Source organism: Geodermatophilus sp. SYSU D01045 (genome assembly GCF_054050295.1).
In genome coordinates this window covers 1-25,190 of record NZ_JBJGZB010000044.1, presented here as the reverse complement: position 1 = coordinate 25,190, position 25,190 = coordinate 1, and the positions used below count along the sequence as shown (strand labels likewise).

Here is a 25,190-nt window from a genome sequence, read left to right as displayed (position 1 = left end):
GGGCCCACCCCGCGGTTGCCCCCCCGCTAAGCGACGCGCCCCGGCCCGCCCCGGGCCGGGCGGCGGCCCCCCCGGCCCCGGGCTGCGCGCCGTCAGGGCGCGGCGGTCACCTGCTCGCCGATCTGCAGCACCTGCCCGCGAGTCAGCGCCTGGGGGGCGAGCAGGCGGAAGAACCGTCCGTCCGGGAGCTGCCCGATCAGCGTCCAGAACGGCGGTTGCCCCACGTCGCCGGTCAGCAGCGCCAGCCGGCCGTCGCGGCCCTGCACGGTCACCGGCTCCGTCGGGGCGGCCGTCGGCATCCCTTCCAGGAGCTCGTCCATCGTCCCGGTGTACTGCGTGCCGACCGCACTGAGCCGCAGCGCCAGCACGGGGTCGGCGTCGCTCACCAGGTCGAGGCTGCGGCTCTCCTCGTAGCCGCCCACCGACCAGCCGGCCGGCGCCAGCCCGAACTGCAGCCCCACCGCCTGCGGCCGGTCGACGATCGACTCCCCCATCGCGACCAGGCCCGCGACCTCCGCCCGGGCACCCTCGCCCGCGAGCCAGACCCACCGCCCGTCCGGCCGTTCCCACAGCAGGCTGACCGCGCCGTCCTCGCTCCAGACGTCGGCCTTGATGCCGTCGACGGTCGCCGCCCCCGTCGGCTCCCCCTCCGGCCAGAACCCGTAGTCCTCCGACGTCCTCGGGTCCTCGGGGAAGACGCTGAGCAGCACCCGTCCGGGGTCGCCGGACCCGGCACCCCCGCTCACCAGGGAGGTCGGCTCGTAGTCGGCGACGAAGTACGGCGGCGTGCTCCCGTACTCCGGGATGCCGCCCCGGCGGCTGTAGAGCGGCGTCAGCCCCTCGGGTACGGGATCGAGGGTCACCGGGAAGGTGACCGCCTCGGCGGCGACGAGCGTGATCCCGCCCGGCGCCGGCGCGGCGGCCGACGGCGGGGCGGAGGACTGCCGAACGGCGTCGTCGGGCGCGACCACGACCGCCGTCGTCCACGCCGCCGCGACGGCGACCACCGCGGCCCCGATGCGCAGCGACAGCCGCCGGCCGGGCAGGGAGGTGCGCAGCCGGCCGCGCAGGGTGCGCGAGGCGTCGACCTCCGCCAGCAGGGCGGCACGGGCGGCCGCGCGTGCGGCGGGCGTCAGGGCCGGCGCCTCGGGCCCGGCCTCGCGGAGCAGGGTGAGGTCGTTCACCGGGTCTCCTCGGGGGCCGAGTCGGACAGCAGGTCGGACAGCGTGGGCGCCTCCAGCGCCGCGCGGGTCTGGCGGCGGGCGCGGTGCAGGCGGGAGCGGACGGTGCCCACCGGGACGTCGAGCACCGTGGCGACCTCCTCGTAGGACAGGTCGCCCCAGGCGACGAGCAGCAGGACGTCGCGGTCGGGGGTCTTGAGCCCGGCGAGCGCGGCGGCCAGCGGGCCACGCAGCGCCTCGGCGTCGAGCCGGTCGTGCGGGTCGTCGTCCGGGCGGGCGTCCGGCTCGGCCGCCGCCCGGGCCAGCACCCGGTAGCGGCGCCGCTCGGCCCGCGCGGCGCCGTGCACCAGGTTGGTGGCGATGCCGATCAGCCAGGGCCGCACGTCCAGGCGCTCCGGCCGGTAGTCGGCGCGGCGGCGGAACGCGACGAGGAAGGTCTCGCTGAGCAGGTCGTCGGCCAGCTCACCGACCCGCCGGCCCAGGTAGCGGTGCACCGCTGTGGCGTGCCGGTCGAACAGCGTCGCGAACAGCTCCGGCTCGGCGAGCGACCCGGCGAGCACCTCGGCGTCGGTCGGCAGGGACGACGGCAGCGCGCGCAGCGGGACGGCGTCCGGGGACGGGCCGGCCGACCGGTGCTCGGCGAGGGCGGTGGCGACCGGTGGTGGGCCGGACGCGGGCGGCGAGGGGGTCACGTCCCTCCATGTCCGGTGCGCCGGATCGGGTTCACGCGCGGCCGGCGAGGCCCCGTTCGTAGTACAGCGAGCACCCGGCGTCCGGGGCGTCCCCGTAGGCGCCGAACGCGGGGATCGGACGGTAACCCGCCCCCTCGTACAGAGCGATCGCCTCCGGCTGGCGCGGGCCGGTCTCCAGCCGCAGCGTCGTCCAGCCGCGCTCGCGGGCCGCGGCCTCCAGGCCGGCGAGCACCAGCTTCGACACGCCCTGCCCGCGGGCCTCCGGCGCCACGTACATGCGCTTGACCTCGGCCACGTCGTCACCCAGGGCCCGCAGCGCCCCGCAGCCCACCGCCGCGCCGGAAGCGTCCCGGGCGACCAGGACGACGCTGACGTCCGCGGCCGACGGCGGCGTCCCCGGCTCGCCGTCACCGTCGTAGCGGGCCCGCAGCTCCGCCTGCTGCGCGGTGGTCAGCCGCCGCACCTCGTCGTCGTCCCACGCGGCGGGCTCCAGCACGACCGTCACCGGCTGATCCCGTGCAGCAGCAGCGCGGCGAGCTCGCGGTAGGCGGCGGCGTCGTCGAGGCCGGTGGCGCGGGCGGTGTCGCCCCGGCCGATGCGCGACATCAGCGTGGTGACGGTGTCGGCCACCAGCGCCGGGTGCACCTCGCGGAACCGGCCGGCCGCGACGCCGTCGGCGATCATCGCGGTCACCCGCTCGGCGGCGGCGGCGGTGTTGTGCTCGTACACCGCGCGCCCCGGCGGGAAGGCCTCCAGGTCGCGGTAGAACGCCCGCGACGCCGGGGTCAGCTCCCCCGCCACGGCCTCCAGGTACGCGGTGACCCGCCGCGCCGGGTCGGTCTCCCCGGCGGTCCGCGCCTCGACGGCGGCCGTCGCCCGGCGGAAGAAGTGCCGCACCACCCGGACGGCGAGCTGCTCCTTGCTGTCGGCGAGGGCGTACAGCGTCGTCTTGGAGCAGTGCAGGCGGACGGCGAGGTCCTCGAGGGTGAACCCGGCGAAGCCCTCGGCGAGGAACACCTCGGTCAGCTGGTCGAGCAGCTGTGCCTGGCGCGCGGTCAGCCGCCGCTCGCCGGTCTCGGTCGTCGTCACGGCACCTCCCACCGGCCCGACAGCATGCCCCTGGACGACGGACGATACTGCCGTACCGTTGCTGGTACTGCCGCTGATCCGCGACGAGGGGGACCCCGTGGCCGTCGACCGTGAGCTGCCCACCCAGGAGGCAGCCGACCTGATCGCGCTCACCCGCGAGATCGCCGACGCCGAGCTGGCGCCGAAGGCGGCCGCGTACGAGCGCGAGGAGCGCTTCCCGCGGGAGGTGTTCGCCCTGCTCGGCGAGGCGGGCCTCCTCGGCCTGCCCTTCGGCGAGGACGTCGGTGGCGGCGGGCAGCCCTACGCCGTCTACCTGCAGGTGGTCGAGGAGCTGGCCATGCGGTGGGCCAGCGTGGCGCTGGGCGTGAGCGTGCACACCCTCGCCTGCGGCCCGGTCGACCGGTTCGGCACCCCGCAGCAGCACGGGGAGTGGCTGCCGGAGATGGTCGGCGGCCGGCTGCTCGGCGCCTACTGCCTGTCCGAGGCGCACGCCGGCTCCGACCCCGCGGCCATGCGCGCCGCCGCCAAGGCCACCGACGACGGCTGGGTCGCCACCGGGGAGAAGGCCTGGGTCACCCACGGCGGGCAGGCGGACTTCTACACGACCTTCCTGCGCACCCCCGACGACGGGGACCGCGCCATCTCCTGCTTCCACCTCACCCCCGACCTGCCCGGCCTGTCCGCGGCGCCGCCCGAGCAGAAGATGGGCCTCACCGGCTCCACGACCGCGGCGATCCGGCTCGACGACGTCGCGGTGCCCGGCGACCGGATGGTCGGCGAGCCCGGCCGCGGCCTGGCCATCGCCCTGGGCGCGCTGGACTCCGGGCGTCTGGGCGTCAGCGCCGTCGCCGTCGGGCTGGCGCAGTCCGCGCTCGACGTCGCCGTCGCCTACGCGCTGGAGCGGGAGGCGTTCGGCCGGCGCATCGTCGACCACCAGGGCGTGGCGTTCCTGCTGGCCGACATGGCCGCCGCCGTCGAGTCCGCCCGCGCCACCTACCTGGTCGCCGCCCGCCGCAAGGACGCCGGGCAGCCCTACTCGCGGCAGGCCAGCATCGCCAAGCTCGTCGCCACCGACGCCGCGATGAAGGTCACCACCGACGCCGTCCAGGTGCTCGGGGGGGCCGGCTACACCCGCGACCACCCCGCCGAGCGGTACATGCGCGAGGCGAAGGTCATGCAGATCTTCGAGGGCACCAACCAGATCCAGCGGATGGTCATCGGCAAGCACCTCGCGGCGGAGGCCGTGCCCGCGAACGGCTGACCGTGCAGGACGCACGGCCGAGTCGTGACGTCTGTCAATGGTGACGGGTGTCGCGCGGGGAAAGACTCGGGTCACCCCCCGACGAGGAGCCCCGAGATGCCCGAGCCGCACCTGCGCGCCGCCGACGCCGACCGCGCCGCCGTCGTCACCCGCCTCGACGAGTCGCTGACCGACGGCCGGCTGACCCTGGCCGAGTACGAGGACCGGTCGGCCCGCGCGCACGCCGCCCGGACCTACGGCGAGCTGGCCGAGCTCACCACGGACCTGCCCGGCCCGGCCCGCCCGGCGCCCCGCCCGGTGACCGCGGCCGCGTGCGGCGGTCCCTGGCACGGCGCGTGGGGGCACGACCTGCGCGCGGCCTGGACGAGCTGGCTGGTGACCGGCGTGATCGTCGTCGGCATCTGGCTGGTGTCGGTGCTGGGCAGCGGGGACCTCGTCCACCCGTGGCCGGTGTGGGTCGTCGGCCCGTGGGGTGTCGTCCTGCTCGCCCGCACCCTCGGTGAGCGGCGCGGTGCGCGGCGGCCGGCCGCCTGAACCGGTGCGGGTCCGTCCGGTCCCGGCCGGGTAGCCCTCCGGGCACCGCAGCCGAGACCCCGGAGGACTCCCGTGCACACGCTCACCGAACGCTTCGCCGACGCGCTGCACCACCTCGACGCCGAGCGCGACCCCCAGCCGCTGGTCGACCTCACCGGTGACGACGCCGAGCTGATGAAGCTCAACCAGGACCACGAGGCCCGCGGGCGCGACGGCGCCCGGCGCTTCTGGGAGGACTACCGCAACGTCTTCGGCGAGCTGGAGACGACGTTCACCTCGCGGTCGGTCGGGGAGAACACGGCCGCGCTGGAGTGGGAGTCCCGCGGCACGCTGCGCAGCGGGAAGCCGTTCACCTACCGCGGCGTCACCGTGATCGAGGGCGACGGGTCCGACGACGGCCTGCTCACCGGTGTCCGCACCTACTACGACTCCGCCGCCTTCCTGCAGGAGACCGCCGGCACCGCGTAGGTCACTCCCGCGCCCCGGCGGCGACCGCGGTGCGGCCCGCGCTCCGCCGCGCGCGGGCCGCCCGCGCCAGCAGGACCGGGGAGAACAGGACCGTCGGTGGTGCGTTGCGGGTCGCGAAGGCCGCGACGGTGCGGGCCACCCGCTCGTCGTGCACCGCGCCGCCGAAGACGAGCCGCTCGAACCGGTTGAACGGCCGCCCCGACGACAGGTCGACCAGGATGCGCTGGTGCGGCAGCAGCCGGCGGCGGTGCCGCCGGCCGTAGGCGGCCAGGCCCCGGACGGGCACCCGGCCGTCGAGGAGCTCCGGTGCCACGGCATCGGCCAGCCACTCCCCGGTCTGGAACGCCCAGCCACAGCCGACGCCCCACACCGGGTCCCCGACCAGCGCCGCGTCCCCCACCAGCGCGACGCCCGGCCCGGTGACCCGCCGCCGCGTGACGTTGGGGTAGTCGACCATCCCCACGACGTCGCCCACCCGCTCCGCGCCGGCCAGGTCGGGCGCCTCGGGCAACCCGGTGAACGACGCCCGCAGGGAGTCCTCCAGCGGGCGGGACCGGAACTCCGGCAGGCGCTCCTTCGGCATGAAGGTCGCGATCACCGTCACGCCGTCGTCGTTGGGGAACACGTACGAGGCCTCCCCCGACGGGAGGAACCAGATCCTCGAGACGCCTGGCTCGGGGAGGCCGACGTCGCGATAGGGGGCGAAGTACGCGAACCGGGCGTTGGGTGCCTCCCGACCGGGCAGGCCGGCCAGCGACGCCGTCCGTGACCCCCGGCCGTCCGCTCCCACGACCAGCCGCGCGCGGATCTCCAGCGGCTCACCGCCGGCGTCGGCGCGGACGCCGACGACCCGGCCGTCCTCGCGCAGCAGGTCGCGCAGCCGTACGCCGTGGCGCACCTCGACGCCGGGTGTGCCGGCGGTGCGGGAACGCAGCAGCGGGTCGAGCGCCTGCCGCCGCACGTTGTAGCCGTGCGGCGGCAGGTCCGGGCGCGGGCTCGGATGCCGGATCCAGCCGGCCTCGGTCCAGAGGTCGGTGTCGTTGTGCACCGCGCCGGCCGCTTCCAGCGGCTCGTCCAAGCCCAGCCTGCGCATGGTCGGCAGCGCCGAGGACTGGATGAAGTGCGTGCACAGCCGCTTGTGGGCGGCGGGGTCCCGGTGGGCCTCCAGGACGACGACGCGCAGCCCGGCACGGCCCAGCAGGGTGGCGACCGTGCAGCCGGCGATGCTGCCGCCCACGACGACGACGTCGGCGTCGACGTCGTCGGACGCGGTGGAGCGGGTCGGTCTCGGACTCATGTCGCAGGCCTCCGCGGGCCGGTCCCCGTGCCCGGGTCACCGTCCTCGGGACCGCTGCGGCGGACAAGCCCCCGCCCGACGCCGCCGACGGTCCCAGGCGTGGCACGGCGTTCGGTACGGGCCCCACCGCCGTCCGCAGCGAGCCGCGGGCGTCTTGGTGCCGGCCCGCGCCCGTCCTGGTCGAGGAGGTGCATCGGGGGCCCCGGGAACGCGAACGGCCCCCGGGGATCCCGGGGGCCGTTCGTCTGGGTGGGCAAGGGGGGAGTTGAACCCCCACGTCCTTCCGGACACACGGACCTGAACCGTGCGCGTCTGCCATTCCGCCACTTGCCCTGGCGAGGAACGACAGTAGCAGCCCGCCGGCGGGACCCGGCGGAGGGGTCCTGCTCCCGGGCCCGGGGCGTCGATCGGCCCCGGGGGTGTCACGCGTTCCTGGCCGGTCGCGACGCAACCACCCGGCTACGATCAGTCGGGGATCACCTGTACGGGCGAGCGTGGAGGAGCGACTGTGGGCGTGCTGCAGCGCTTCGAGCGACGGCTCGAGGGGATGGTCGGCTTCGCCTTCGCCCGGATCTTCAAGGGCAAGGTCCACCCGGCCGAGATCGCCAAGGCCCTGCAGCGGGAGGCCGACGAGCAGAAGTCGGTCATGGGCGAGGGCCGGGTGCTCGCGCCCAACGTCTACGACGTCCGCCTGGGCCCCACCGACTACGACAACCTCGCCGAGTGGTCCGGTCAGCTGGCCTCCGAGCTCGCCGACATGGTCTCCGAGCACATCGACGACGAGGGCTGGCAGGTCTTCGGCCAGGTCCAGGTGCGCCTCGAGCGCGACGACGCCCTGCCGACCGGCGTGTTCGAGGTCAGCTCGCACGTAGCCGACCCCGCCCGCCCGGGCTCGCGCGCCGACTCCGCCGTCCCGCCGGCGCCGCCGCTGCACGGCTCCGGTGCGGTCCCCCCGCTGCCGCCCCTGCACGGCCGGGTGGCCACCGACACCGGGCGGCAGCACCCCTCGGTGGTGGGCCGCGCGGGCTCCCGCCCCGGCGTCACCCACGTGCTCGTCGTCGACGGGCCCGGCACCCGGCACGAGCTCAGCACCGGGCGGAACGTCATCGGCCGCGGCACCGACGCCGACATCCGGCTGCCCGACACCGGCGTCAGCCGCAAGCACGCCGACTGCGTCCTGGAGAACGGGACCGCCGTCGTCGAGGACCTGGGATCGACCAACGGCACGCTGGTCAACGGCCGCCGGGTCAGCCGCCAGGCGCTGTCCGACGGCGACGTCATCCGCATCGGCCACTCGGTGCTGGTCTACCGGCAGGACGGCGCGTGAACGGAGGCCGGCCGTGACCGCCGAGATCGTGCTGCAGGTCTTCCGCTTCGGGTTCCTGCTGCTGCTGTGGCTGTTCATCTTCGCCGCGTTCCGCGTGGTCCGCGCCGACCTGTTCGGCGGCCGGACGGGGCGGGTCGCCTCGGTCCCGCCCCGGGCCGCGGCGACCCCCGCCCGCAAGCGCGGACGCGGCCCCCGCACACTCGTGGTGACCGCCGGTCCGCTGACCGGGACGAAGATCACCCTCGGGGAGCAGCCCATCCTCATCGGCCGCGCCGACGACTCGACGCTCGTCCTCACCGACGACTTCGCCAGCTCGAGGCACGCCCGGCTGACCAACCGCAGCGGGCAGTGGTACGTCGAGGACCTGGGCTCGACCAACGGCACCTACCTCGACCAGCAGCGGGTGCAGGGTCCGCTGCTGGTGGCTCCCGGCCAGCCGATCCGCATCGGCCAGACCGCCCTGGAGCTGCGTTGATGACCCTGCTGACGACGGACGCGACGACCTCGGGGAGCGGCAGAGCAGACGTGAGCAGGTCCCGATGAGTCTCGCGCTGCGCTACGCCGCCCGCTCCGACCGCGGTCTGGTCCGCGGCAACAACCAGGACTCGGTCTACGCCGGGCCCCGGCTGCTGGCCGTGGCCGACGGCATGGGCGGGCACGCGGCGGGCGACGTCGCCAGCAAGGTCGTGATCGCCGCGCTGGAGCACCTCGACGACGACGCGCCCAGTGGCGACATGCTGCAGGCGCTGCGCGAGGCGGTGTTCGACGGCAGCGAGCACCTGCGCGAGGTCATCCGCGAGTCGCCGCAGCTGGAGGGCATGGGCACCACGCTCACCGCCGTCCTGTTCGCCGGCGGCCGGCTGGCGCTGTGCCACGTCGGCGACTCCCGCGCCTACCTGCTGCGCGACGGCGTCCTCACCCAGATCACCCACGACGACACGTTCGTGCAGACGCTCATCGACGACGGGCGGATCACGCCCGAGGAGGCCAACCACCACCCGCAGCGCTCGCTGCTGCTGCGGGCGCTCAACGGGCAGGACGTCGACCCGGACCTGTCGATGCGCGAGGCGCGCGCCGGCGACCGCTACCTGCTCTGCTCCGACGGCCTGTCCGGGGTGGTCAGCGAGGAGACGCTGGCCGAGGCGCTCAAGGACCCCGACCCGCAGTCGACCGCCGACCGGCTCGTCGAGCTGGCGTTGCGCAGCGGCGGCCCGGACAACATCACCGTGATCGTCGCCGACGTCGTCGAGGACTCCGGCACGGGCACCTCGATGGAGCCGGTGGTCGACGGCGCGGCGGGGGACAACCGCGGCCAGCGCGAGGTCGACCCCCGCTCGGCGGCCGGCCGGGCGGCGCTCGCCGACCCCCCGCCCACGCCGCCTCCACCACCGACGAACAGCTCCACGGCCGCCGCTCCCACCGACCGCCGCCGCCCTCGGCGGCGGCTGTTCGTCGCTGTGGGGGCGGTGCTGCTCCTGGTGGCCGGTGCGATCGCCACCTGGCTGTGGGTGCTCACCCACTGGTTCGTGGGCGTCGCGGCCGCCGACGGCGGCGACCGGGTCGCGGTCTACCGCGGCTTCGACACCGCCCTGCTCGGCCTGGACCTCTACCGGGTCGACGACGTCACCGACATCGCGCTCGACGACCTGTCCTCCTACGACCGGAACAGCGTGCGGCAGGGCATCGAGGCCAGCGACGCCGACGACGCGCAGCGCATCGTGCGCGACCTGCACGACGCGACCCTGCCGCCGTGCGACCCCGAACCGTCCACCCCCTCGGACGACGCTCCCCCGTCGGCCGAGGCCTCGCTGTCGCCGCTCCCTGACGGCGCGCTGCCCTCCCCGGACGCCGGGGCCGTGCCCTCCGGGCCGGGAGCGGGCGGCAGCACCGAGGCCGCGCCGACGTCGGTCACCCCGTCGTCGTCGCCCGAGCCGGGGGTGGACTGCCGGGAGGCGGAGTGATGGGCGGCCCCTCGACCGACCCGCGCGCGCCCGCGCCGGGCACGGTCCCGCCCCGGCGGCGCAACACCGAGCTCGCGCTGCTCGGGTTCGCCGTCCTCATCACCCTCGCGGCGCAGTGCATCGTCGACGTCACGGTCACCGGCTCGCTGCGCGCGGACCTGCTGACCTTCGGCGGCTGGTTCACCGCCCTCTGGCTGGTCGTGCACCTCGTCGTCCGCCGGTTCGCGCCCTACGCCGACCCGCTGCTGCTGCCCGCCGTGGCGGTGCTCACCGGCCTCGGGCTGACGATGATCCACCGGCTCGACCTCGCCGGGCTGCAGGACGGCGAGGCCACCCGCGAGGACGCCCCGGTCCAGCTGCTGTGGGCGACCCTGGGCGTGGCGCTGTTCGTCGCCGTCGTGGTCGTGCTGCGCGACCACCGGCTGCTGTCCCGCTTCGCCTACACCCTGGGCCTGGTCGGCCTGGTGCTGCTCGCGCTGCCCGCGGTGCTGCCCGCGTCGGTCTCCGAGGTCTACGGCGCCAAGATCTGGATCCGGGTCGCGGGCTTCAGCATCCAGCCCGGCGAGTTCGCCAAGATCTGCCTGATCGTCTTCTTCGCCGCCTACCTGGTCGACAAGCGCGACGTGCTGGCGCTGGCCAGCCGCCGGGTCATGGGCCTGGAGCTGCCGCGCGGCCGCGACCTCGGCCCGGTGCTGGTGGTCTGGGTCGTGTCGATCCTCGTGCTGGTCTTCGAGCGCGACCTGGGCAGCTCGCTGCTGCTGTTCGGCATCTTCGTGGTGATGCTCTACGTCGCCACCGAGCGGGCCAGCTGGCTGCTCATCGGCCTGGGCCTGTTCGCCGGCGGCGCGTTCCTCGCCTACCAGCTCTTCGGCCACGTGCGCGTGCGTGTGGACACCTGGCTGGACCCCTTCGCCTACCGCGACGAGGGCGGCTACCAGCTGGTCCAGTCGCTGTTCGGCCTGGGCACCGGTGGGCTGTTCGGCGCCGGCCTCGGCGGCGGCCGCCCCGACCAGGTGCCGGTGGCCAAGAGCGACTTCATCGCCTCGGCGATCGGCGAGGAGCTGGGCCTGTTCGGCCTGGTCGCCGTCATCGTCATCTACCTGGTGCTCGTCGAGCGCGGCCTGCGCACCTCGCTGATCGTGCGCGACGCCTTCGGCAAGCTCCTGGCCGGCGGCCTGGCCTTCGCCGTCGCCTGGCAGCTGTTCGTCGTCCTCGGCGGGGTCACCGGCCTGCTCCCGCTGACCGGCCTGACCACGCCGTTCGTCGCCTACGGCGGGTCCTCGCTGGTGGCCAACTTCGGGCTGGTCGCGATCCTGGTGCGGATCAGCGACGCCGCCCGCCGGCCGGCCGGCCCGCCCGCTCCGCCGAAGGCCGCCTTCGGCGATGCCCCGACCGAGGTGGTGTCCACGTGAACGCGCCGCTGCGCCGGGTGGCGATCAGCGTGCTGGTGCTGTTCACGCTGCTCATCGTCAACGTCAACTACATCCAGGTCGTGCGCTCCGACGAGCTGCGCGAGGACCCGGGCAACACCCGCGTGCTCACCGAGGAGTACTCGCGCGAGCGCGGCTCGATCGTCGTCGACGGCACCGAGGTGGCCCTCTCGGTCCCCACCCAGGACACGCTGGAGTACCTGCGGCAGTACCCGCAGGGGGCCACGTACGCCGCGGTCACCGGCTACTACTCGCTGCTCTACAACAGCGCCCAGATGGAGCGCGCGGCCAACGACGTGCTCACCGGCTCCGACGCCCGGCTGTTCACCCGGCGGCTGGCCGACCTGTTCACCGGCCGCGACCCGGCCGGCGGCGACGTCGTCCTCACCGTGGACGCCGCCGTCCAGGAGGCCGCGATGGCCGGGCTCGACGGCGTCACCGGCGCGGTCGTCGCGCTCGACCCGTCCACCGGCGCGGTGCTCGGCATGGCCAGCACGCCCACCTACGACCCCGGGCAGCTGTCCAGCCACGACCCCGCCGCCATCCGCGCCTACGCCGACCAGCTGGACGCGATGGAGGCCGACCCGCGGCTGAACCGCGCGACCCAGGACAACTACCCGCCCGGCTCGATCTTCAAGGTGATCGTCTCGGCGGCCGCGCTCGCGACCGGCGAGTACACCCCGGACACCGTCGTCCCCGCCCCCGACCTGCTCACGCTGCCGGACACGTCGACGACGCTGGAGAACTTCAACGGCTCCTCCTGCAGCAGCAGCCAGGAGCAGTCGCTGATCGACGCGCTGACCATCTCCTGCAACACCGCCTTCGCGCAGCTGGGCATCGACCTCGGCGAGGACCGGGTGCGGGAGATGGCCGAGGCGTTCGGCATGACCGGGGACGGCATGGAGATCCCGCTGGAGGTCGCCGGCAGCAGCGTCGGCGACATCGAGAGCGAAGCGGCGCTGGGCCAGAGCTCGATCGGCCAGCGCGACGTCCGGACGACCCCGCTGCAGGCGGCGATGATCGCCGCGGCCGTGGCCAACGACGGGACCCTGATGACCCCCTACCTCGTCGACCAGGTGCGCGCCCCCGACCTCACCGTCATCGACCGGTCCGACCCGGAGGAGTTCTCCCAGCCGGTGACGCCCGAGGTCGCCGACCAGCTGACCGAGATGATGGTCAGCGTCGTGGAGAACGGCAGCGGCCGGCGCGCGCAGGTGCCCGGCATCGAGGTCGCCGGCAAGACCGGGACGGCGCAGAACGCCGGCCCCGACCACAACTGGTTCATCGGCTTCGCCCCGGCCGACGACCCGCAGATCGCCGTCGCGGTGTTCGTGGCGAACGGCGGGGGTACCGGCGGCGACGTCTCCGCCCCGATCGCGCGCGACGTGATCGAGGCCTACCTCGAGGGTCAGGGGGGCTGATGGCCCTGTCCACCGGCACCATCCTGGCCGGCCGCTACGAGATCACCGAGCCGATCGCCACGGGCGGCATGGGCGAGGTCTGGCGGGCGCGCGACCGCGTCCTCGACCGCGTCGTCGCCGCCAAGGTGCTGCGCAGCGAGTACATGGGCGACCCGAGCTTCGTCGCCCGGTTCCGCAACGAGGCGCGGCACACCGCGGCCCTGTCGCACCCCAACATCGCCTCGGTCTACGACTACGGCGAGACTAGCGCCGACGGCGGCAACGGCCAGCTGGCCTTCCTCGTCATGGAGCTGGTCGAGGGCAAGCCGCTGGTGACGATCCTCCACGAGGAGGGGCGGCTGCCGGTCGACTGGACGCTGCACGTCCTCGGCCAGGCCGCCGACGGCCTGTCGGCCGCGCACGCCGCCGGGGTGGTGCACCGCGACATCAAGCCGGGCAACCTCATCGTCCGGCCCGACGGCGTGGTAAAGCTGACGGACTTCGGCATCGCCCGCGCCCGCGACACCACGCCGCTGACCCGCACCGGCATGGTGGTCGGCACCGCGCAGTACCTGTCGCCGGAGCAGGCGCAGGGCATGGAGGTCACCGCCGCCTCCGACGTCTACTCGCTCGGCGTCGTCGGCTACGAGTGCCTCACCGGCGTGCGGCCCTTCGACGGCACCTCGCAGGTGGCCATCGCGCTGGCGCACATCAACCGCCCGCCGCCGCCGCTGCCCGGCGACATCCCGCCGGCGGTGCGGCTGCTCGTCGAGCGCGCGCTGGCCAAGGACCCGGCCGACCGGTTCACCGACGGTGCCGCCTTCGGCGGGGCGATCCGCTCGGTGGCCGCCGGCGGCGGCCTGGCGCCCGCGACGTCGGCCACCGGGACGATGGCCGCCGCGCGCACCGAGGTGATCCCCGAGGTCGACGGCGAGGGCACCCGCGTCCTCGGCGGCCCGGTCACCGGTGCGGCCGCGGGGGCCGCGCTCGGCGCCGCCGCGGCGACCGGCCCGCGCACCGGGGGGCGGCACGCTGCCGGTGCGCGCACCATGCCGCCGCTGCAGGGCCCGCCCGTCGACGGCGACGAGCAGCGGTGGGACGACGGGGCCGCGCCGCGCCGGGACAACCGCCGGTGGGTGTGGGCGCTGGTCTCCCTGCTGGTGGTCGCCGGGCTCGTCACCGGCGCCTGGCTGCTCCTCGGCGGCGGGGACGACCGCGACGGCACCACCGCCGGTCCCTCGGCCAGCACCTCCGCGTCCGGCTCGGCCAGCGCGACGCAGCAGCTGGTCAACATCCCCGCGGCGTCGCAGTACATCGGCGAGGACGCCGACGACGTGCAGGCCGAGCTCGAGGAGGCCGGCCTCGAGGTGGCCCAGGCCGACGCCGACACCGACCAGCTGGCGGCCGCGGGCGTCGAGCTCCGTGCCGGTGAGGTCGCCGCCGTCGACCCCAACGGCATCCCGGTCCCCCGCGGCTCCACCGTCACCCTGTACGTGGCCCGGGAGGACTACGCCCCGGAGCAGGAGCCCGAGGACACCGGCGACGACTCCGGCGGCCAGGAGGACAGCGGCTCGGGCGACGAGGACAGCGGCGGCCAGGACACCCCGGCGCCGACCACCACCCAGCCGCCCGCGCCGACCACCACCACGCCGGCGCCCGCCCCGACCACGACCGAGACCGCCACCCAGCCGTCCGTGCCGACGACCACGAACCAGCAGGGCACCACCGCGCCGCCGCCGCCGACCACCGAGCCGACGGTCAGCGAGGAAGCGGGGGGCTCGCCGAACGGACAGGGCCTGCAGCCGCCCGGTGCCGCGAACGTGGCCGGGCAGGGCCCGTCGGAGTGACGGCGCTCCCTCGCGCCGTCCGGGACCGGGCGGCGTCGCCCGTTAGGGTGACCGCCGGAACCGGGCGCGCGCCCGGCGCTCCCTGCTGCCCGGGGACGCCCGCGACCCACCAGAGCACCGCCCGAGAGGACCACGCATGACCACCCCCCAGGTGCTCGGCGAGCGCTACGAGATCGGCGGGGTGCTCGGCCGCGGCGGCATGGCGGAGGTGCACCGCGGGCGCGACCTGCGGCTGGGCCGCGAGGTCGCGGTCAAGGTCCTGCGCAGCGACCTGGCCCGCGACCCCTCGTTCCAGGTGCGCTTCCGGCGGGAGGCCCAGGCGGCCGCCTCGCTGAACCACCCCTCGATCGTCGCCGTGTACGACACCGGCGAGGACCGGACGACCAGCGGCGCGACGCCGTACATCGTCATGGAGTACGTCGAGGGCGAGACCCTGCGCGACGTGCTGCGCCGCGAGGGCGTGCTGCAGCCGGAGCGGGCGATGAGCCTGGCCGCCGACATCTGCGCCGCCCTGGACTTCAGCCACCGCAACGGCATCGTGCACCGCGACGTGAAGCCCGGGAACGTGATGATCACGCCCCAGGGCAGCGTCAAGGTGATGGACTTCGGCATCGCCCGCGCGGTGTCGGACTCCGCCGCCACGATGACCTCGACCGCCGCGGTCATCGGCACCGCGCAGTACCTCTCCCCCGAGCAGGCCCGCGGCGAGGCCGTCGACGCCCGCTCCGACGTCTACTCCCTGGGCTGCCTGCTCTACGAGCTGGTCTGCGGCGCACCGCCGTTCACCGGGGACTCGCCGGTCTCGGTCGCCTACCAGCACGTGCGCGAGGACCCGCGGCTGCCGTCCTCGATCAACCCGGCCGTGCCGCCGGAGCTCGACGCCATCCTCATGAAGGCGATGAGCAAGAACCCGGCGAACCGGTACCAGTCGGCCGCCGAGATGCGCAACGACCTGCTCCGGGCGCTGGCCGGGCAGCGGGTCGAGGCCACGCCGGTCATGGGCGACGAGGAGAAGACCACCATCCTCGGCGCCGCGCCCGCCTACGGCGACGCCGGGTGGGACGACGACGCGGCCGCGCGCCGGCGCAGGCGCAACCGGGTCGTGGCACTCGTCGTCGGCGCGCTGGTCCTCATCGGCGCCGTCGTCGGCGTGGCCCTGCTGGTCGACTCCGGCGACGAGGACCCCCAGCCGCAGGCCACCGCACAGGTCACCGTGCCGGCGGGCCTGGTCGGTCAGCAGCAGGAGGACGCCGAGGCCGCCATCGAGGCCGCGGGCCTCGCGGTCGGCGACGTCACCCCGCAGGTGACCGACGACGAGGACGCGGTCGGCACCGTGCTGTCGACGACCCCGTCCGGCGGCGCCCGCGTGGACGAGGGCACCGAGGTCGACCTCACCGTCGCCAGCGCGCCGGACACCGTGACCGTGCCGCAGGTGGTCGACCTCGACGAGGACCGGGCCCGGACCGCGCTGGACAACGCCGGCTTCACCGGCAGCGTCAACTCCGACCAGGTCGACTCCCTCGCCGAGGAGGGCACCGTCGTCGCGGTGGACCCGGAGGAGGGCGCCGCGGTCGCGCCGGAGACCACCGTGACGCTGTCGGTCTCCGACGGCACCGACGAGGTCCCGGACGTGGCCGGCCAGGACCAGGCCGCCGCCGAGCAGGCGCTGCGGACGGCCGGCTTCGGCAACCTGACCACGACCGAGGTCGACTCCGACCAGCCCGCCGGCACCGTGGTCGGCACGAACCCGGCCGCGGGCCAGCAGGCATCCGCCGACCAGCCGATCACCCTGCAGGTGTCCGGCGGCGTGGCGGAGGTCACCGTGCCGACCGCGATCGTCGGGCAGACCGAGGCGCAGGCCCGGCAGACGCTGGCCGCCGCCGGCTTCACCGGGACGATCGACACCCAGGACACCGAGGCCGACCCCGGCCAGGCCGACGGCACCGTGGCCGGCAGCAACCCGCAGCCGGGGCAGACCGTGGCCCCGGACGGCAGCATCACCCTGCTGATCGCCCGCGTGACGGCGACCCCCACGACCGGGTCCTCCCCGTCACCCAGCCCGCCCAGCCTGGGGCCGGGCATCATCATCGGCGGCTGAGCCACCCCCGTCACGACGGAAGGGCCTCTCCCGGTCGGGAGGGGCCCTTCGTCGTGTGGGGACTAGACCGCGGCGGCGGACAGGCGCCGGGCGCCCGCGGCGGCGGCCTCGACGACGGCCGGGTCCGGCTCCTGACCGCACGCGGCGAGCCACGTGGCCAGCATCCGGTGGCCGCCCTCGGTGAGCACCGACTCGGGGTGGAACTGCACGCCCTCGATCGGCAGCTCACGGTGCCGCAGTGCCATGACGATGCCCGACGCCGTCGTGCCGGTCACCTCGAGCTCGTCGGGCACGGTGGCCCGGTCCACGGCCAGCGAGTGGTAGCGCGTGGCGGTGAACGGCGAGGGCAGGCCGGCCAGCACGCCGACCCCGTCGTGCACGACCTCGCTGGTCTTGCCGTGCAGCAGCTCGGGCGCGCGGACGACCTCGGCGCCAAAGGCCTCGGCGATCGCCTGGTGGCCCAGGCACACGCCCAGCACCGGCGTCCCGGCCTCGGCGGCGGCCCGCACCATGGGGACGGTCACGCCGGCGTCGGCGGGCGTGCCGGGGCCGGGGGACAGCAGCACGCCGGCGACGTCGAGGTCGGGCAGCTCGTCGACGGTGACGGCGTCGTTGCGCCGGACGACGCACTGCACACCGAGCTGGCCCAGGTACTGGACCAGGTTGTAGACGAAGCTGTCGAAGTTGTCGACGACGAGGACGGGCCGGCTCACGTTCCTTGTGTACAGCAGCGCCCGGTCAGCCGTCAGCGGCTGTGGCGTGTGCCATGTCCAGCGAGCCGGTGTAGGCCGGCACCGCGGCCTCCGGCCGGTCGCGCACGGCGAAGGTCAGCCCGAAGTCCTCGACCGCCTGCTCGAAGACCGCCACCTGCGGCGAGGCGTCCAGCTGGGCGCGGATCGCGGCGGGGTCGCCGACCGCCGTGACGACGAACGGCGGCGAGTACGTGCGCCCCTGCAGCAGCAGCACGTTGCCGACGCAGCGGACGGCGCTGGTCGCGATCAGCCGCTGGTCCATGATCGCCACGCCGTCCGCGCCGGCCGCCCACACGGCGTTGACGACCGCCTGCACGTCGGACTGGTGGATGACGACGTCGTCGGGGCGGGCGCCCGTCGGCAGGCTGCCGTCGGGCCGGCGCGGGGCGTCGTCGAGGGTGATCTCCACGCCGCGGCCGCGGAGGGCGACCAGGCCCGCCGACAGGGCGCCGGCGTCGCCGGCCGCCTGGGCGCCCGCGACGGCGCCGTTGCGGGAGGCCGCCTGGTCGGTGAGCGCCTCGGTCTGGCGCTGCAGCGCGGCCAGCTGCCGCTGCTGGTCGGCGATGACCTCGTCGCGCTGGGCGATGAGCTCGGACAGCTCGGTGACGTCGCCGGCGCGCAGGTCCGAGCCCTCCGCGGTCTGGCTGGAGGTGGCGAACAGCAGGCCCGCCGCGAGCGCCACCACGGGCACCAGGGCGCCCCAGGCCGACCGGCCCCGGGAGGGGCTCACCGGCGGCTCGGAGGCGGTCACGGGGGCTCCTGGGGGGACGGGAGGGGGAGGCACGCCGTCCGGCGCGGCCGTGCGGGTCCCCCCGGAGCTTAGGCTGGGAGGCGATCGTGCCGGTCGCGACGGACCGGCACCCCCAGCGAGTCAGCAGGAGTCGGTCGGAGTGCCCAAGTCCAAGGTCCGCAAGAAGTCGGTCTACACGCCGCCCGAGGGCGTGCTGCAGTCGCGCGCGGCCAACGCACGGGCCGTCCAGCCGAGCCCGCGCTGGTACGCGCCGCTCATGGTCACGCTCATGGTGCTCGGCCTGCTGTGGATCGTCGTCTACTACGTGGCCGGCGACCAGATCCCGTTCATGGTGTCGCTGGGGGCGTGGAACTTCGCCATCGGCTTCGGCGCCATGGTGGTCGGCCTGGTCATGTCGATGCGCTGGCGGTGACGAAGGACCCCGCTGCCCCCCGCCCCTCGCACGCTCGGGGCGGGACCCTGCAGCAGGGCCGTTCCAGCACCTCTCGAGAGGCCCCCGTCCCGCTCCCGGGACGGGGGCCTCTCGTGTACACGGGGCCGGTCCGGGGGTGGACACCGGGGGTGTGGACCGCTGTGCACACACCACCGGTGGATCCACAGGTCGACATGACGCCCTACCCCCAGGGTTGTCCACCGCATGTGGAGAACGCCTGTTCGACTCCACCGCGCTGACCTGCGGTTTCGCAACTCGTGAGGCGCGTGTGACGAGAAGGGCACCCGAGTAACTACAGCTCTGTGCTTTGTCCCCAGCTGTGTACCCAGCTGTGGATGTGTCGACATGCCGCAGCGCCGGGACGGTCACCGAGCGCGAGCACGGGGCCGCTGTCGAGGAGTCGACACGCGGGCCGAACAGGGCAGATCCCGCCCGCGGGCGGGCGTCCCCACCTCTCCCGGCCTGTGGACGGAGCCGCTGCGGGCGCCCTGGGAGGCTGGGGACGTGCAGTGGTCGGCGCGGACGGCGGAGACGGTCACGCTCGGGCTCGGCGGGGTGCTGCTGACGCTGGCCGCCCTGGGGCTCGACGCGGCGGGGCGGGTGCTGGTCGGCGCCGCCGGCGTGCTGCTGGTGGGCACGGCGCTGCGCGACGTCGTCCTGCGGCCCCGGCTGGCGGCGGACGACGCCGGCGTGGTCGTGCGGACGCTGGCCGGGCGGACCCGCCTGCCGTGGGCGGGCCTGCGCGTGCGGCTGCGGACGACCCGGCGGCTGGGGGTGCGCTCGCGGCTGCTGGAGCTCGACACCGCCGCGCACCCCGACGACGAGGGCACCCTCGTGCTGCTGGGCCGCCGGGACCTCGGCACGGACCCGGCCGCCGTCGCCCGGGCCCTGGAGGCGCTGCGGCCCGGCTGAGGTGCCGGACCGGCTCTCAGAGCCCGAGGACGACCAGGGGCACGGGTACGGCGAGGGCGAGGGTCACCAGGACCGCGGCCAGCGCCAGGAGCGACGAGACCTGCGCCGCCGTCCGGCGGCGGGTGAGGACGAGCAGCCCGGTGGCGAGGGCGCCGGCGACCAGGCCGCCGAGGTGGCCCAGCAGCGAGACGCCGGGCAGGAAGCTGATGACCACGTTGAGGGCCAGCAGGGTGAGCAGGCCGCGCAGGTCCTGCCGGGCGACCAGCAGGAGCACGCCCAGGGAGCCCAGGAGGCCGTAGAGGGCCGCCGACGCGCCGGCCACGGGCCGGGCGGGCTCGCCGAACAGCTGGATGGCCACGGCGCCGCCCAGGGCGGAGAGCAGGTAGACGGCGAGGTAACGCCACCAGCCCAGGCGCCCCTCCAGCTCCGGGCCGAAGACCAGCAGGCTGAGCATGTTGAGCAGCAGGTGGGTGATCCCGATGTGCAGGAACGCCCCGGTGAGCAGCCGCCAGTCCTGGCCGAAGACGTCGACGAGGACGGGGACCTGCGAGAACTCCTCGAACACCGGCGAGCGCCAGTTGTCCAGCGGGCTCTGGCCCACCGACACCGCCGAGACGGCCGTGACGACGAAGACGACGACGTTGACGGCGATCAGCGAGACGGTCACCGGGCCGAACCGGCGACGGGCGCCGGACCAGCGGGAGGCCGCCCGGGGACGGCGGACCCCGGCGGCACCGGCCCGGACGTCGTCGGGGCACTGGAAGCCGACCGCGGCCGGTGTCATGCACTCCGGGCAGATCGGCCGGTCACAGCGCGCGCACCGGACGCCCGTCGGCCGGTCCGGGTGGCGGTAGCAGGTGGCCGACGGGGGCGCCGGCGGCCGGCCGGCGCCCCCGTCGTCGGGACCGGCGGTCAGCTGCGCTGCACCTCGACCGACTGGATGACGACGTCCTCGACGGGACGGTCGTTGCGGCCGGTGCGGACCTTGGCGATGCGGTCCACGACCTCGCGGCTGCTCTGGTCGGCGACCTCGCCGAAGATCGTGTGCTTGCGGTTGAGGTGCGGCGTCGGGCCGACGGTGATGAAGAACTGCGAGCCGTTGGTGCCCGGCCCGGCGTTGGCCATGGCGAGCAGGTACGGGCGGTCGAAGGCCAGCTCGGGGTGGAACTCGTCGCCGAACTGGTAGCCCGGGCCGCCGAAGCCCTGACCGAGCGGGTCGCCGCCCTGGATCATGAAGCCGTCGATGACCCGGTGGAAGATCGTCCCGTCGTACAGCGGGTCGGTGGTCTTCGCGCGGGTGGCCGGGTGCGTCCACTCGCGGCGGCCCTCGGCCAGGTCCGCGAAGTTCGCGACCGTCTTCGGCGCGTGGTCGGGGAACAGGTCGACGGTGATGTCGCCGTGGTTGGTGTGCAGCACGGCACGGCGTGCGGGGGTCGATTCGGTCACGCCGCCCACTCTCCCACTCGTCTGCTCCCCCCGAGCACGGGGAGCAGACGTCACCGGACCCTCATCGAACCCTCATCGGACGCCCCCGCCGGCGGGCCACCATCCTCCCCAGGCGCACGAGAGGGGACGGCCATGGCCACGTCCACGCCGCACCGGGGCACGACGGGACGAGCGGCGACGGCCCGGGCGCCCGGCGAGCGGCGTCCCCCCGGGCGCCGGGCGGCGACGGTGGTCGCCGGCGCGGCGGCCGGCGGGCTCCTCGCCTGGGGCGTCGTGGCGGTCGTCTCCGGGAGCGGGGACGGCGCGCTCGAGGTGCCGGCCCAGGCCAACGTCTTCGGCGCCGGGCTCGACGACCCGCCCGCCCCGGGTGGCGGCGGCGACGGCGTGCTGCCGACCCTGTTCCGGCTGCCGGAGGGCGAGGGGCGCGTCGTGACCTTCCCGGAGGTCGACGGCAGCGTCACACCCATCGTGGGCACGGCGGACCGGGTGGGTCCCGGGGGCGACGGCGGCCGGTACGGGACGACCGACGTCGAGTCGTACGGCGGGATCTCCGGGATCGTCGCCGGCGACAACGGCATGTTCGTCACCGGGGTGTTCCTCACCGACGACCCGCCGCAGGGGGAGGCACCGCCGCGGCTGGACGTCACCGGCGTCGACACCGCCGATCCGGTCGCGCCGGAGATCGGCCAGACCTTCCTCGTCGGGGACGGGCGCGACCTCCGGGTCACCGCTCCGGACGAGGCCACCCGGCTGTTCCTCGGCTTCGCCGACGGCTACTACTACCAGGGCCCGCCCGGGTGGTACGACAACAACGAGGGGTCCGTCTCGGTCACCGTGGAGGTCGTCCCCGGGTGACCCGGGGCCCCGGTCGCGGGGGGACGTCCGCCCCTTGTCGCACCCTCCCCCGGCGGCCAGTCTCGGGGCGTGCGCACGGCCATGCGGCCCGGCGCCGCTCCGCTGCTGGGGCGAGGACCGGAGGTCACGCTCCTGCTCGACCACGTGCGCCGCGGCGGGGTCACGCACGTGCACGGCCTGCCGGGCATCGGCAAGTCGGCCCTGCTGGACGCCTTCGCGGAGCTCGCGGCCGCCGCCGGCGCGACGGTCGCGGCGCTGGACTGCCGCTCCGTGGAGCCGACCGAGCGTGGGCTGCTGGGCGCCCTCGGGGGGCACCGCACGGTGGAGGCGCTCGTCGCCTCCCTCGAGGGGCTCGGGCCGCCGGTCGTGCTGGTCCTGGACCAGTACGAGCACTTCCTGCTCCTGGACACCTGGCTGCGCCGGACCCTAGTGCCCGCGCTCCCGGCCGGCACCCTCCTGGTCCTCGGCGGACGCGAGCGCCCGGTGCCCGCCTGGTACGGCGTGCCCAGCTTCCGCACCGTCCCGCTGGCGCCGCTGTCCGACGCCGACGCGCGCCTGCTGCTCGCCGAGCACGGCGTGGCCCCGACGGAGGCGGACCGGCTCAACCACGTCGCCCGCGGGCACCCGCTGGCGCTGGTCCTGGCGACGGCCGGCGTCGCGGAGAACCCGCAGCTCGGGCTGGAGGACGCGGCGATGTCCCGCGTCGTCGAGGAGCTGACCCGGCTGTACTTCGAGGACATCGCCGACCCGCTGACCCGGCGGGCGCTCGAGGCGGCCTCCGTCCTGCGGCGGGCCACGGAGTCCCTGCTCGACGCCGTCCTGGGCGGCGACGGCGCCGTCGCGATGGAGCGCCTGCTCGCGCTCCCCTTCGTCGTGGCCGGCCGGGACGGCGCCGTCGTGCACGAGGCGGTCCGCGACGCCGTGGCCGGGCACCTGCGCACCGCCGACCCGGTGCGCCACCGCGAGTACCGCCGGGCGGCGTGGCGGCGGCTGCGCGACGAGATGCGGTCGGCGGCGCCCGCCGAGCTGTGGCGCTACACCGCGGACGTCCTCTACCTGCTCGACAACCCGGTCGTGCGGACCGCCTTCTTCCCCGGGGACGTGCAGCAGGTGACCGTCGAGCCGGCGACCACCCTCGACGAGGACGCCGTCCGGGGGATCACCCGCCGGCACGAGGGGCCCGAGGGCGCCCGGCTGCTGGACCGGTGGTGGGTCACGACGCCGTCGGCGTTCTCCGTCTCCCGGGACCGGGACGGCGGCGTGGCGGCCTTCTTCGTGCTGCTCGACGACGCCCGCATCCGGCACTCCCCCGTCGCCGACGACCCCGTCGTCCGGTCCTGGGCCCGGCACCTGGACAGCCACCCGCTGGGGCGCCGCGAGGTCGCGCTGGGCCTGCGCCGGTGGCTGGACCGGGAGCGCGGCGAGGCTCCGGGGACGACGCAGGCGGCGTGCTGGCTGGACGTGAAGCGGACCTACATGGCGCTGCGCCCGGCGCTGCGGGAGATGTTCGTCGTCGTCCAGGACGTCCCGGCCTACTGGCCCGTCGTCCGGGAGTTGGGCTTCCGGCCGCTGCCCGGTCCCCCGGTCGTGCTCGACGGCCGGCCGTTCACGAGCGTCGTGCTCGACTTCGGGAGGCGCTCGGTCGACGGCTGGCTCGTCGAGCTGCTGGCCCGGGAGCTCGGGGTGGCCGACGAGCCGGCCCTCGACCCCGACGCCCACGAGCTCCTGGTCGGGAACCGGCGGGTCGGGCTGACGCCGCTCGAGTTCGGCCTCTTCCGGTGCCTGCGCGACCGCGAGGGCCGCACGGTCACCCGGCCGGAGCTGCTGCGGGAGGTCTGGGACACCGAGTACGCCGGCGGCAGCAACGTCGTGGACGCCGTCGTCCGGACCCTGCGGACCAAGCTGGGGCCGGGTGCCCCGGCCGTGGAGGCCGTGCGGGGCCGCGGGTACCGGCTGCGGGAGGACTGGCGCTCACAGCTGGGCTGAGCGGCGGCTGGGCCGCGGTGGTGCGGTGGAGACGAGGGGAATCGAACCCCTAACCCCCGCCTTGCAAAGGCGGTGCTCTGCCAATTGAGCTACGTCCCCGGGAGCGCTGTCCCCGGGAGCTCCGCGCGGGAGCCCGGGGTCAGCGGGTGGTGGGGCGGCTGACCGACTGGGGGCCGCTGGTGGCCTCGTGCCAGAGGTCGGCCTCGGCCTTGCCGCTGCCGGACGAGCGCCGGCGGACGGCGGCGACGGCACCGGCCGCGACGGCGGCCAGGGCCAGCTTCTTGAGCACGCGGTACCTCCTGGGTACGACGGCGGCCACGGACGGGGCCTCGCTGTCGCGGTGCCGGGGCACCGGTTCACGGGTGGGCCTGGGAGGACTTGAACCTCCGGCCTCATCCTTATCAGGGATGCGCTCTAACCGCCTGAGCTACAGGCCCGTGGACCTCGACCAGCGTACAGGGACCGCGGACGGCCCCTGCACGCGGGTCCCTCGCCTAGTCGCGCTCGGCGAGCGTGACCTCGAGGCCGCCGACCAGGTCGGCGCAGAGGTTGTAGATGAACGCCGCGACGGTGCACAGCGCGGTCATCAGCACGATGTTGATCGCGCCGATGACGGCCGCCCCGCCGAAGACGATGCCCGGGGTGATGACGTCACCGCCGCCCTCGCCGCTCGCCGACGTGCCGAGCTGGCCGAACAGGTCGTTGAGGGTGTCGAAGACGCCGAGCCCGGACAGGACCCCGTAGAGGATCCCGACCGCGACCATCCAGATGAAGAACATCGCGATCGACAGGATCAGCGAGATCTTCAGCGCCGACCAGGTGTCGACGTGCCGCAGCTGGAGCCGGGCGCGGCGCGGACCGCGGTTGCCGCGGTTCTTCGCCTGCTTGCCGGCCTGCTGCGCAGCGGGCGGCTGCTGGGGAGGCCGGGCCGCCGCCGGCGGGGCGGCCACCGCGACCGGCGGGACCGCCTGGGTGGCGCTCACCGGCCCCGGCATGGTGGCGTCGGCCGGCCGGGGGGCCTGCGGCGGGGCCTGGGGCGCCACCTGCTGGGCGGGCGCCTGGCCGGTCGCCGGCTTGGCCAGCGACGGGCCCGCGCCCGCCGGCACGGCCCCGGCCGGGGACGCCCCGGACGGAGCGGGTGTCTGGCCGGTGGCGGGCGCCGAGCCCGTCGCCGGGGCTCCGTCCGCTCCGGCTGCGCTCTCCGGGCGGACCCCGGTGCGCACCGCCTGCGGCCGGTCGCTCATGCCGTTCTCCCGTTCGCCTGCGGCCCTCGCCGCGTTCTCGCACCCGGGCGGTCCGGCGTGGTGCCGGAGGCGCCCGGGCGCCGGTCGTGTCCGTCAGCGGGAGCCGGGGGGGGGGGGGGGGGGGGGGGGGGGGGGGGGGGGGGGGGGGGGGGGGGGGGGGGGGGGGGGGGGGGGGCGGGGGGGGGGGGTGGGGGTGGGCGGGGTGGGGGGCGTGGTGGGGAGCGCC

The 25,190-nt window shown here is 75.6% G+C and carries 25 protein-coding genes and 3 tRNA genes; 14 read left to right on the top strand and 14 right to left on the bottom strand.

Features of this window, described 5'->3' with window-relative positions; translation table 11 throughout:
- Nucleotides 1–92: 92 nt before the first annotated feature.
- From ACI798_RS22320 to ACI798_RS22305, 4 genes are read right to left on the bottom strand one after another with little or no spacing between them, the layout of a single operon-like run.
- A complete protein-coding gene (locus ACI798_RS22320) occupies nt 93–1,184 on the bottom strand; it encodes a hypothetical protein (RefSeq protein WP_457048983.1) in 1,092 nt (363 codons plus the stop codon).
- Entirely contained in the window at nt 1,181–1,873 is a 693-nt protein-coding gene (locus ACI798_RS22315; RefSeq protein WP_457048982.1) for an RNA polymerase sigma factor, read from the bottom strand. Before ACI798_RS22315 ends, ACI798_RS22320 begins: the two co-directional genes overlap by 4 nt.
- 31 nt (nt 1,874–1,904) lie before the next feature.
- On the bottom strand, nt 1,905–2,378 hold the full coding sequence (locus ACI798_RS22310; RefSeq protein ID WP_457048981.1) for a GNAT family N-acetyltransferase: 474 nt from the start codon (nt 2,376–2,378) through the stop codon (nt 1,905–1,907).
- A complete protein-coding gene (locus ACI798_RS22305; RefSeq protein ID WP_456940413.1) occupies nt 2,375–2,962 on the bottom strand; it encodes a TetR/AcrR family transcriptional regulator in 588 nt (195 codons plus the stop codon). The genes ACI798_RS22310 and ACI798_RS22305 overlap by 4 nt, the downstream gene beginning before the upstream one ends.
- Before the next feature lie 97 nt (nt 2,963–3,059).
- On the opposite strand from ACI798_RS22305, the gene ACI798_RS22300 reads away from it, so the two are divergent.
- The 3 genes from ACI798_RS22300 (at nt 3,060) to ACI798_RS22290 (ending at nt 5,225) form a co-directional block, all read left to right on the top strand.
- Complete coding sequence (locus ACI798_RS22300; protein WP_456940414.1) at nt 3,060–4,223, top strand: acyl-CoA dehydrogenase family protein; 1,164 nt, start codon at nt 3,060–3,062, stop codon at nt 4,221–4,223.
- Nucleotides 4,224–4,319: 96 nt separating this feature from the next.
- Nucleotides 4,320–4,757, top strand: coding sequence for a DUF1707 SHOCT-like domain-containing protein (locus ACI798_RS22295; RefSeq protein WP_456940415.1), 438 nt, complete (start codon nt 4,320–4,322; stop codon nt 4,755–4,757).
- A 72-nt stretch (nt 4,758–4,829) separates the two neighbouring features.
- On the top strand, nt 4,830–5,225 hold the full coding sequence (locus tag ACI798_RS22290; protein ID WP_456940416.1) for a nuclear transport factor 2 family protein: 396 nt from the start codon (nt 4,830–4,832) through the stop codon (nt 5,223–5,225).
- Between the two features lies 1 nt (nt 5,226).
- Here ACI798_RS22290 and ACI798_RS22285 read toward each other — a convergent pair whose 3' ends face one another.
- A complete protein-coding gene (locus tag ACI798_RS22285; protein WP_456940417.1) occupies nt 5,227–6,522 on the bottom strand; it encodes an NAD(P)/FAD-dependent oxidoreductase in 1,296 nt (431 codons plus the stop codon).
- A gap of 250 nt (nt 6,523–6,772) precedes the next feature.
- Nucleotides 6,773–6,855, bottom strand: a tRNA-Leu gene (locus tag ACI798_RS22280).
- Nucleotides 6,856–7,030: 175 nt separating this feature from the next.
- Here ACI798_RS22280 and ACI798_RS22275 point away from each other — a divergent pair.
- The 7 genes from ACI798_RS22275 (at nt 7,031) to pknB (ending at nt 16,585) form a co-directional block, all read left to right on the top strand.
- Nucleotides 7,031–7,849 carry an FhaA domain-containing protein gene (locus ACI798_RS22275; protein WP_456940418.1) on the top strand — a complete coding sequence of 273 codons (819 nt, stop codon included), beginning with the start codon at nt 7,031–7,033 and terminating at the stop codon, nt 7,847–7,849.
- A 13-nt stretch (nt 7,850–7,862) separates the two neighbouring features.
- Nucleotides 7,863–8,324 (top strand): FHA domain-containing protein FhaB/FipA, encoded by a 462-nt coding sequence (locus ACI798_RS22270; RefSeq protein ID WP_387988658.1) that lies wholly within the window; start codon nt 7,863–7,865, stop codon nt 8,322–8,324.
- Nucleotides 8,325–8,388: 64 nt separating this feature from the next.
- On the top strand, nt 8,389–9,810 hold the full coding sequence (locus tag ACI798_RS22265) for a protein phosphatase 2C domain-containing protein (RefSeq protein ID WP_456940419.1): 1,422 nt from the start codon (nt 8,389–8,391) through the stop codon (nt 9,808–9,810).
- On the top strand, nt 9,810–11,222 hold the full coding sequence (locus ACI798_RS22260) for an FtsW/RodA/SpoVE family cell cycle protein (protein WP_456940420.1): 1,413 nt from the start codon (nt 9,810–9,812) through the stop codon (nt 11,220–11,222). Before ACI798_RS22265 ends, ACI798_RS22260 begins: the two co-directional genes overlap by 1 nt.
- Nucleotides 11,219–12,661, top strand: a complete 1,443-nt coding sequence (locus tag ACI798_RS22255) for a peptidoglycan D,D-transpeptidase FtsI family protein (protein WP_456940421.1) — start codon at nt 11,219–11,221, stop codon at nt 12,659–12,661. Before ACI798_RS22260 ends, ACI798_RS22255 begins: the two co-directional genes overlap by 4 nt.
- On the top strand, nt 12,661–14,487 hold the full coding sequence (locus tag ACI798_RS22250; protein ID WP_457048980.1) for a protein kinase domain-containing protein: 1,827 nt from the start codon (nt 12,661–12,663) through the stop codon (nt 14,485–14,487). Before ACI798_RS22255 ends, ACI798_RS22250 begins: the two co-directional genes overlap by 1 nt.
- Before the next feature lie 136 nt (nt 14,488–14,623).
- The gene (pknB, locus tag ACI798_RS22245) at nt 14,624–16,585 is read left to right on the top strand and encodes a Stk1 family PASTA domain-containing Ser/Thr kinase (protein WP_457048979.1); all 1,962 of its coding nucleotides are present in this window, start codon (nt 14,624–14,626) and stop codon (nt 16,583–16,585) included.
- A gap of 62 nt (nt 16,586–16,647) precedes the next feature.
- Here pknB and ACI798_RS22240 read toward each other — a convergent pair whose 3' ends face one another.
- Nucleotides 16,648–17,298, bottom strand: coding sequence for an aminodeoxychorismate/anthranilate synthase component II (locus ACI798_RS22240; RefSeq protein WP_456940424.1), 651 nt, complete (start codon nt 17,296–17,298; stop codon nt 16,648–16,650).
- Nucleotides 17,299–17,323: 25 nt separating this feature from the next.
- Entirely contained in the window at nt 17,324–18,088 is a 765-nt protein-coding gene (locus tag ACI798_RS22235; RefSeq protein ID WP_457048978.1) for a DUF881 domain-containing protein, read from the bottom strand.
- 139 nt (nt 18,089–18,227) lie between these two features.
- On the opposite strand from ACI798_RS22235, the gene crgA reads away from it, so the two are divergent.
- Entirely contained in the window at nt 18,228–18,500 is a 273-nt protein-coding gene (gene crgA / locus ACI798_RS22230; protein WP_456940426.1) for a cell division protein CrgA, read from the top strand.
- A 525-nt stretch (nt 18,501–19,025) separates the two neighbouring features.
- Nucleotides 19,026–19,433, top strand: coding sequence for a PH domain-containing protein (locus ACI798_RS22225; protein ID WP_457048977.1), 408 nt, complete (start codon nt 19,026–19,028; stop codon nt 19,431–19,433).
- Between the two features lie 16 nt (nt 19,434–19,449).
- On the opposite strand, the gene ACI798_RS22220 is transcribed toward ACI798_RS22225, so the two are convergent.
- Nucleotides 19,450–20,217 (bottom strand): rhomboid family intramembrane serine protease, encoded by a 768-nt coding sequence (locus tag ACI798_RS22220; RefSeq protein WP_456940428.1) that lies wholly within the window; start codon nt 20,215–20,217, stop codon nt 19,450–19,452.
- Between the two features lie 128 nt (nt 20,218–20,345).
- Nucleotides 20,346–20,879 carry a peptidylprolyl isomerase gene (locus ACI798_RS22215; RefSeq protein WP_457048976.1) on the bottom strand — a complete coding sequence of 178 codons (534 nt, stop codon included), beginning with the start codon at nt 20,877–20,879 and terminating at the stop codon, nt 20,346–20,348.
- A gap of 132 nt (nt 20,880–21,011) precedes the next feature.
- Here ACI798_RS22215 and ACI798_RS22210 point away from each other — a divergent pair, with 132 nt between their 5' ends.
- Together ACI798_RS22210 and ACI798_RS22205 are read left to right on the top strand one after the other, a co-directional pair.
- Nucleotides 21,012–21,734: a hypothetical protein gene (locus ACI798_RS22210; RefSeq protein ID WP_457048975.1), complete on the top strand. Its 723-nt coding sequence runs from the start codon at nt 21,012–21,014 to the stop codon at nt 21,732–21,734.
- A 69-nt stretch (nt 21,735–21,803) separates the two neighbouring features.
- Nucleotides 21,804–23,720: a winged helix-turn-helix domain-containing protein gene (locus tag ACI798_RS22205; RefSeq protein WP_457048974.1), complete on the top strand. Its 1,917-nt coding sequence runs from the start codon at nt 21,804–21,806 to the stop codon at nt 23,718–23,720.
- A 26-nt stretch (nt 23,721–23,746) separates the two neighbouring features.
- On the opposite strand, the gene ACI798_RS22200 is transcribed toward ACI798_RS22205, so the two are convergent.
- The 4 genes from ACI798_RS22200 to ACI798_RS22185 form a co-directional block, all read right to left on the bottom strand.
- A tRNA-Ala gene (locus tag ACI798_RS22200) sits at nt 23,747–23,819 on the bottom strand.
- Between the two features lie 40 nt (nt 23,820–23,859).
- Nucleotides 23,860–24,009: a DLW-39 family protein gene (locus ACI798_RS22195; protein ID WP_456940432.1), complete on the bottom strand. Its 150-nt coding sequence runs from the start codon at nt 24,007–24,009 to the stop codon at nt 23,860–23,862.
- 74 nt (nt 24,010–24,083) lie between these two features.
- Nucleotides 24,084–24,157, bottom strand: a tRNA-Ile gene (locus ACI798_RS22190).
- A gap of 57 nt (nt 24,158–24,214) precedes the next feature.
- On the bottom strand, nt 24,215–24,964 hold the full coding sequence (locus ACI798_RS22185; protein WP_456940433.1) for a DUF3566 domain-containing protein: 750 nt from the start codon (nt 24,962–24,964) through the stop codon (nt 24,215–24,217).
- Nucleotides 24,965–25,190: the final 226 nt, after the last annotated feature.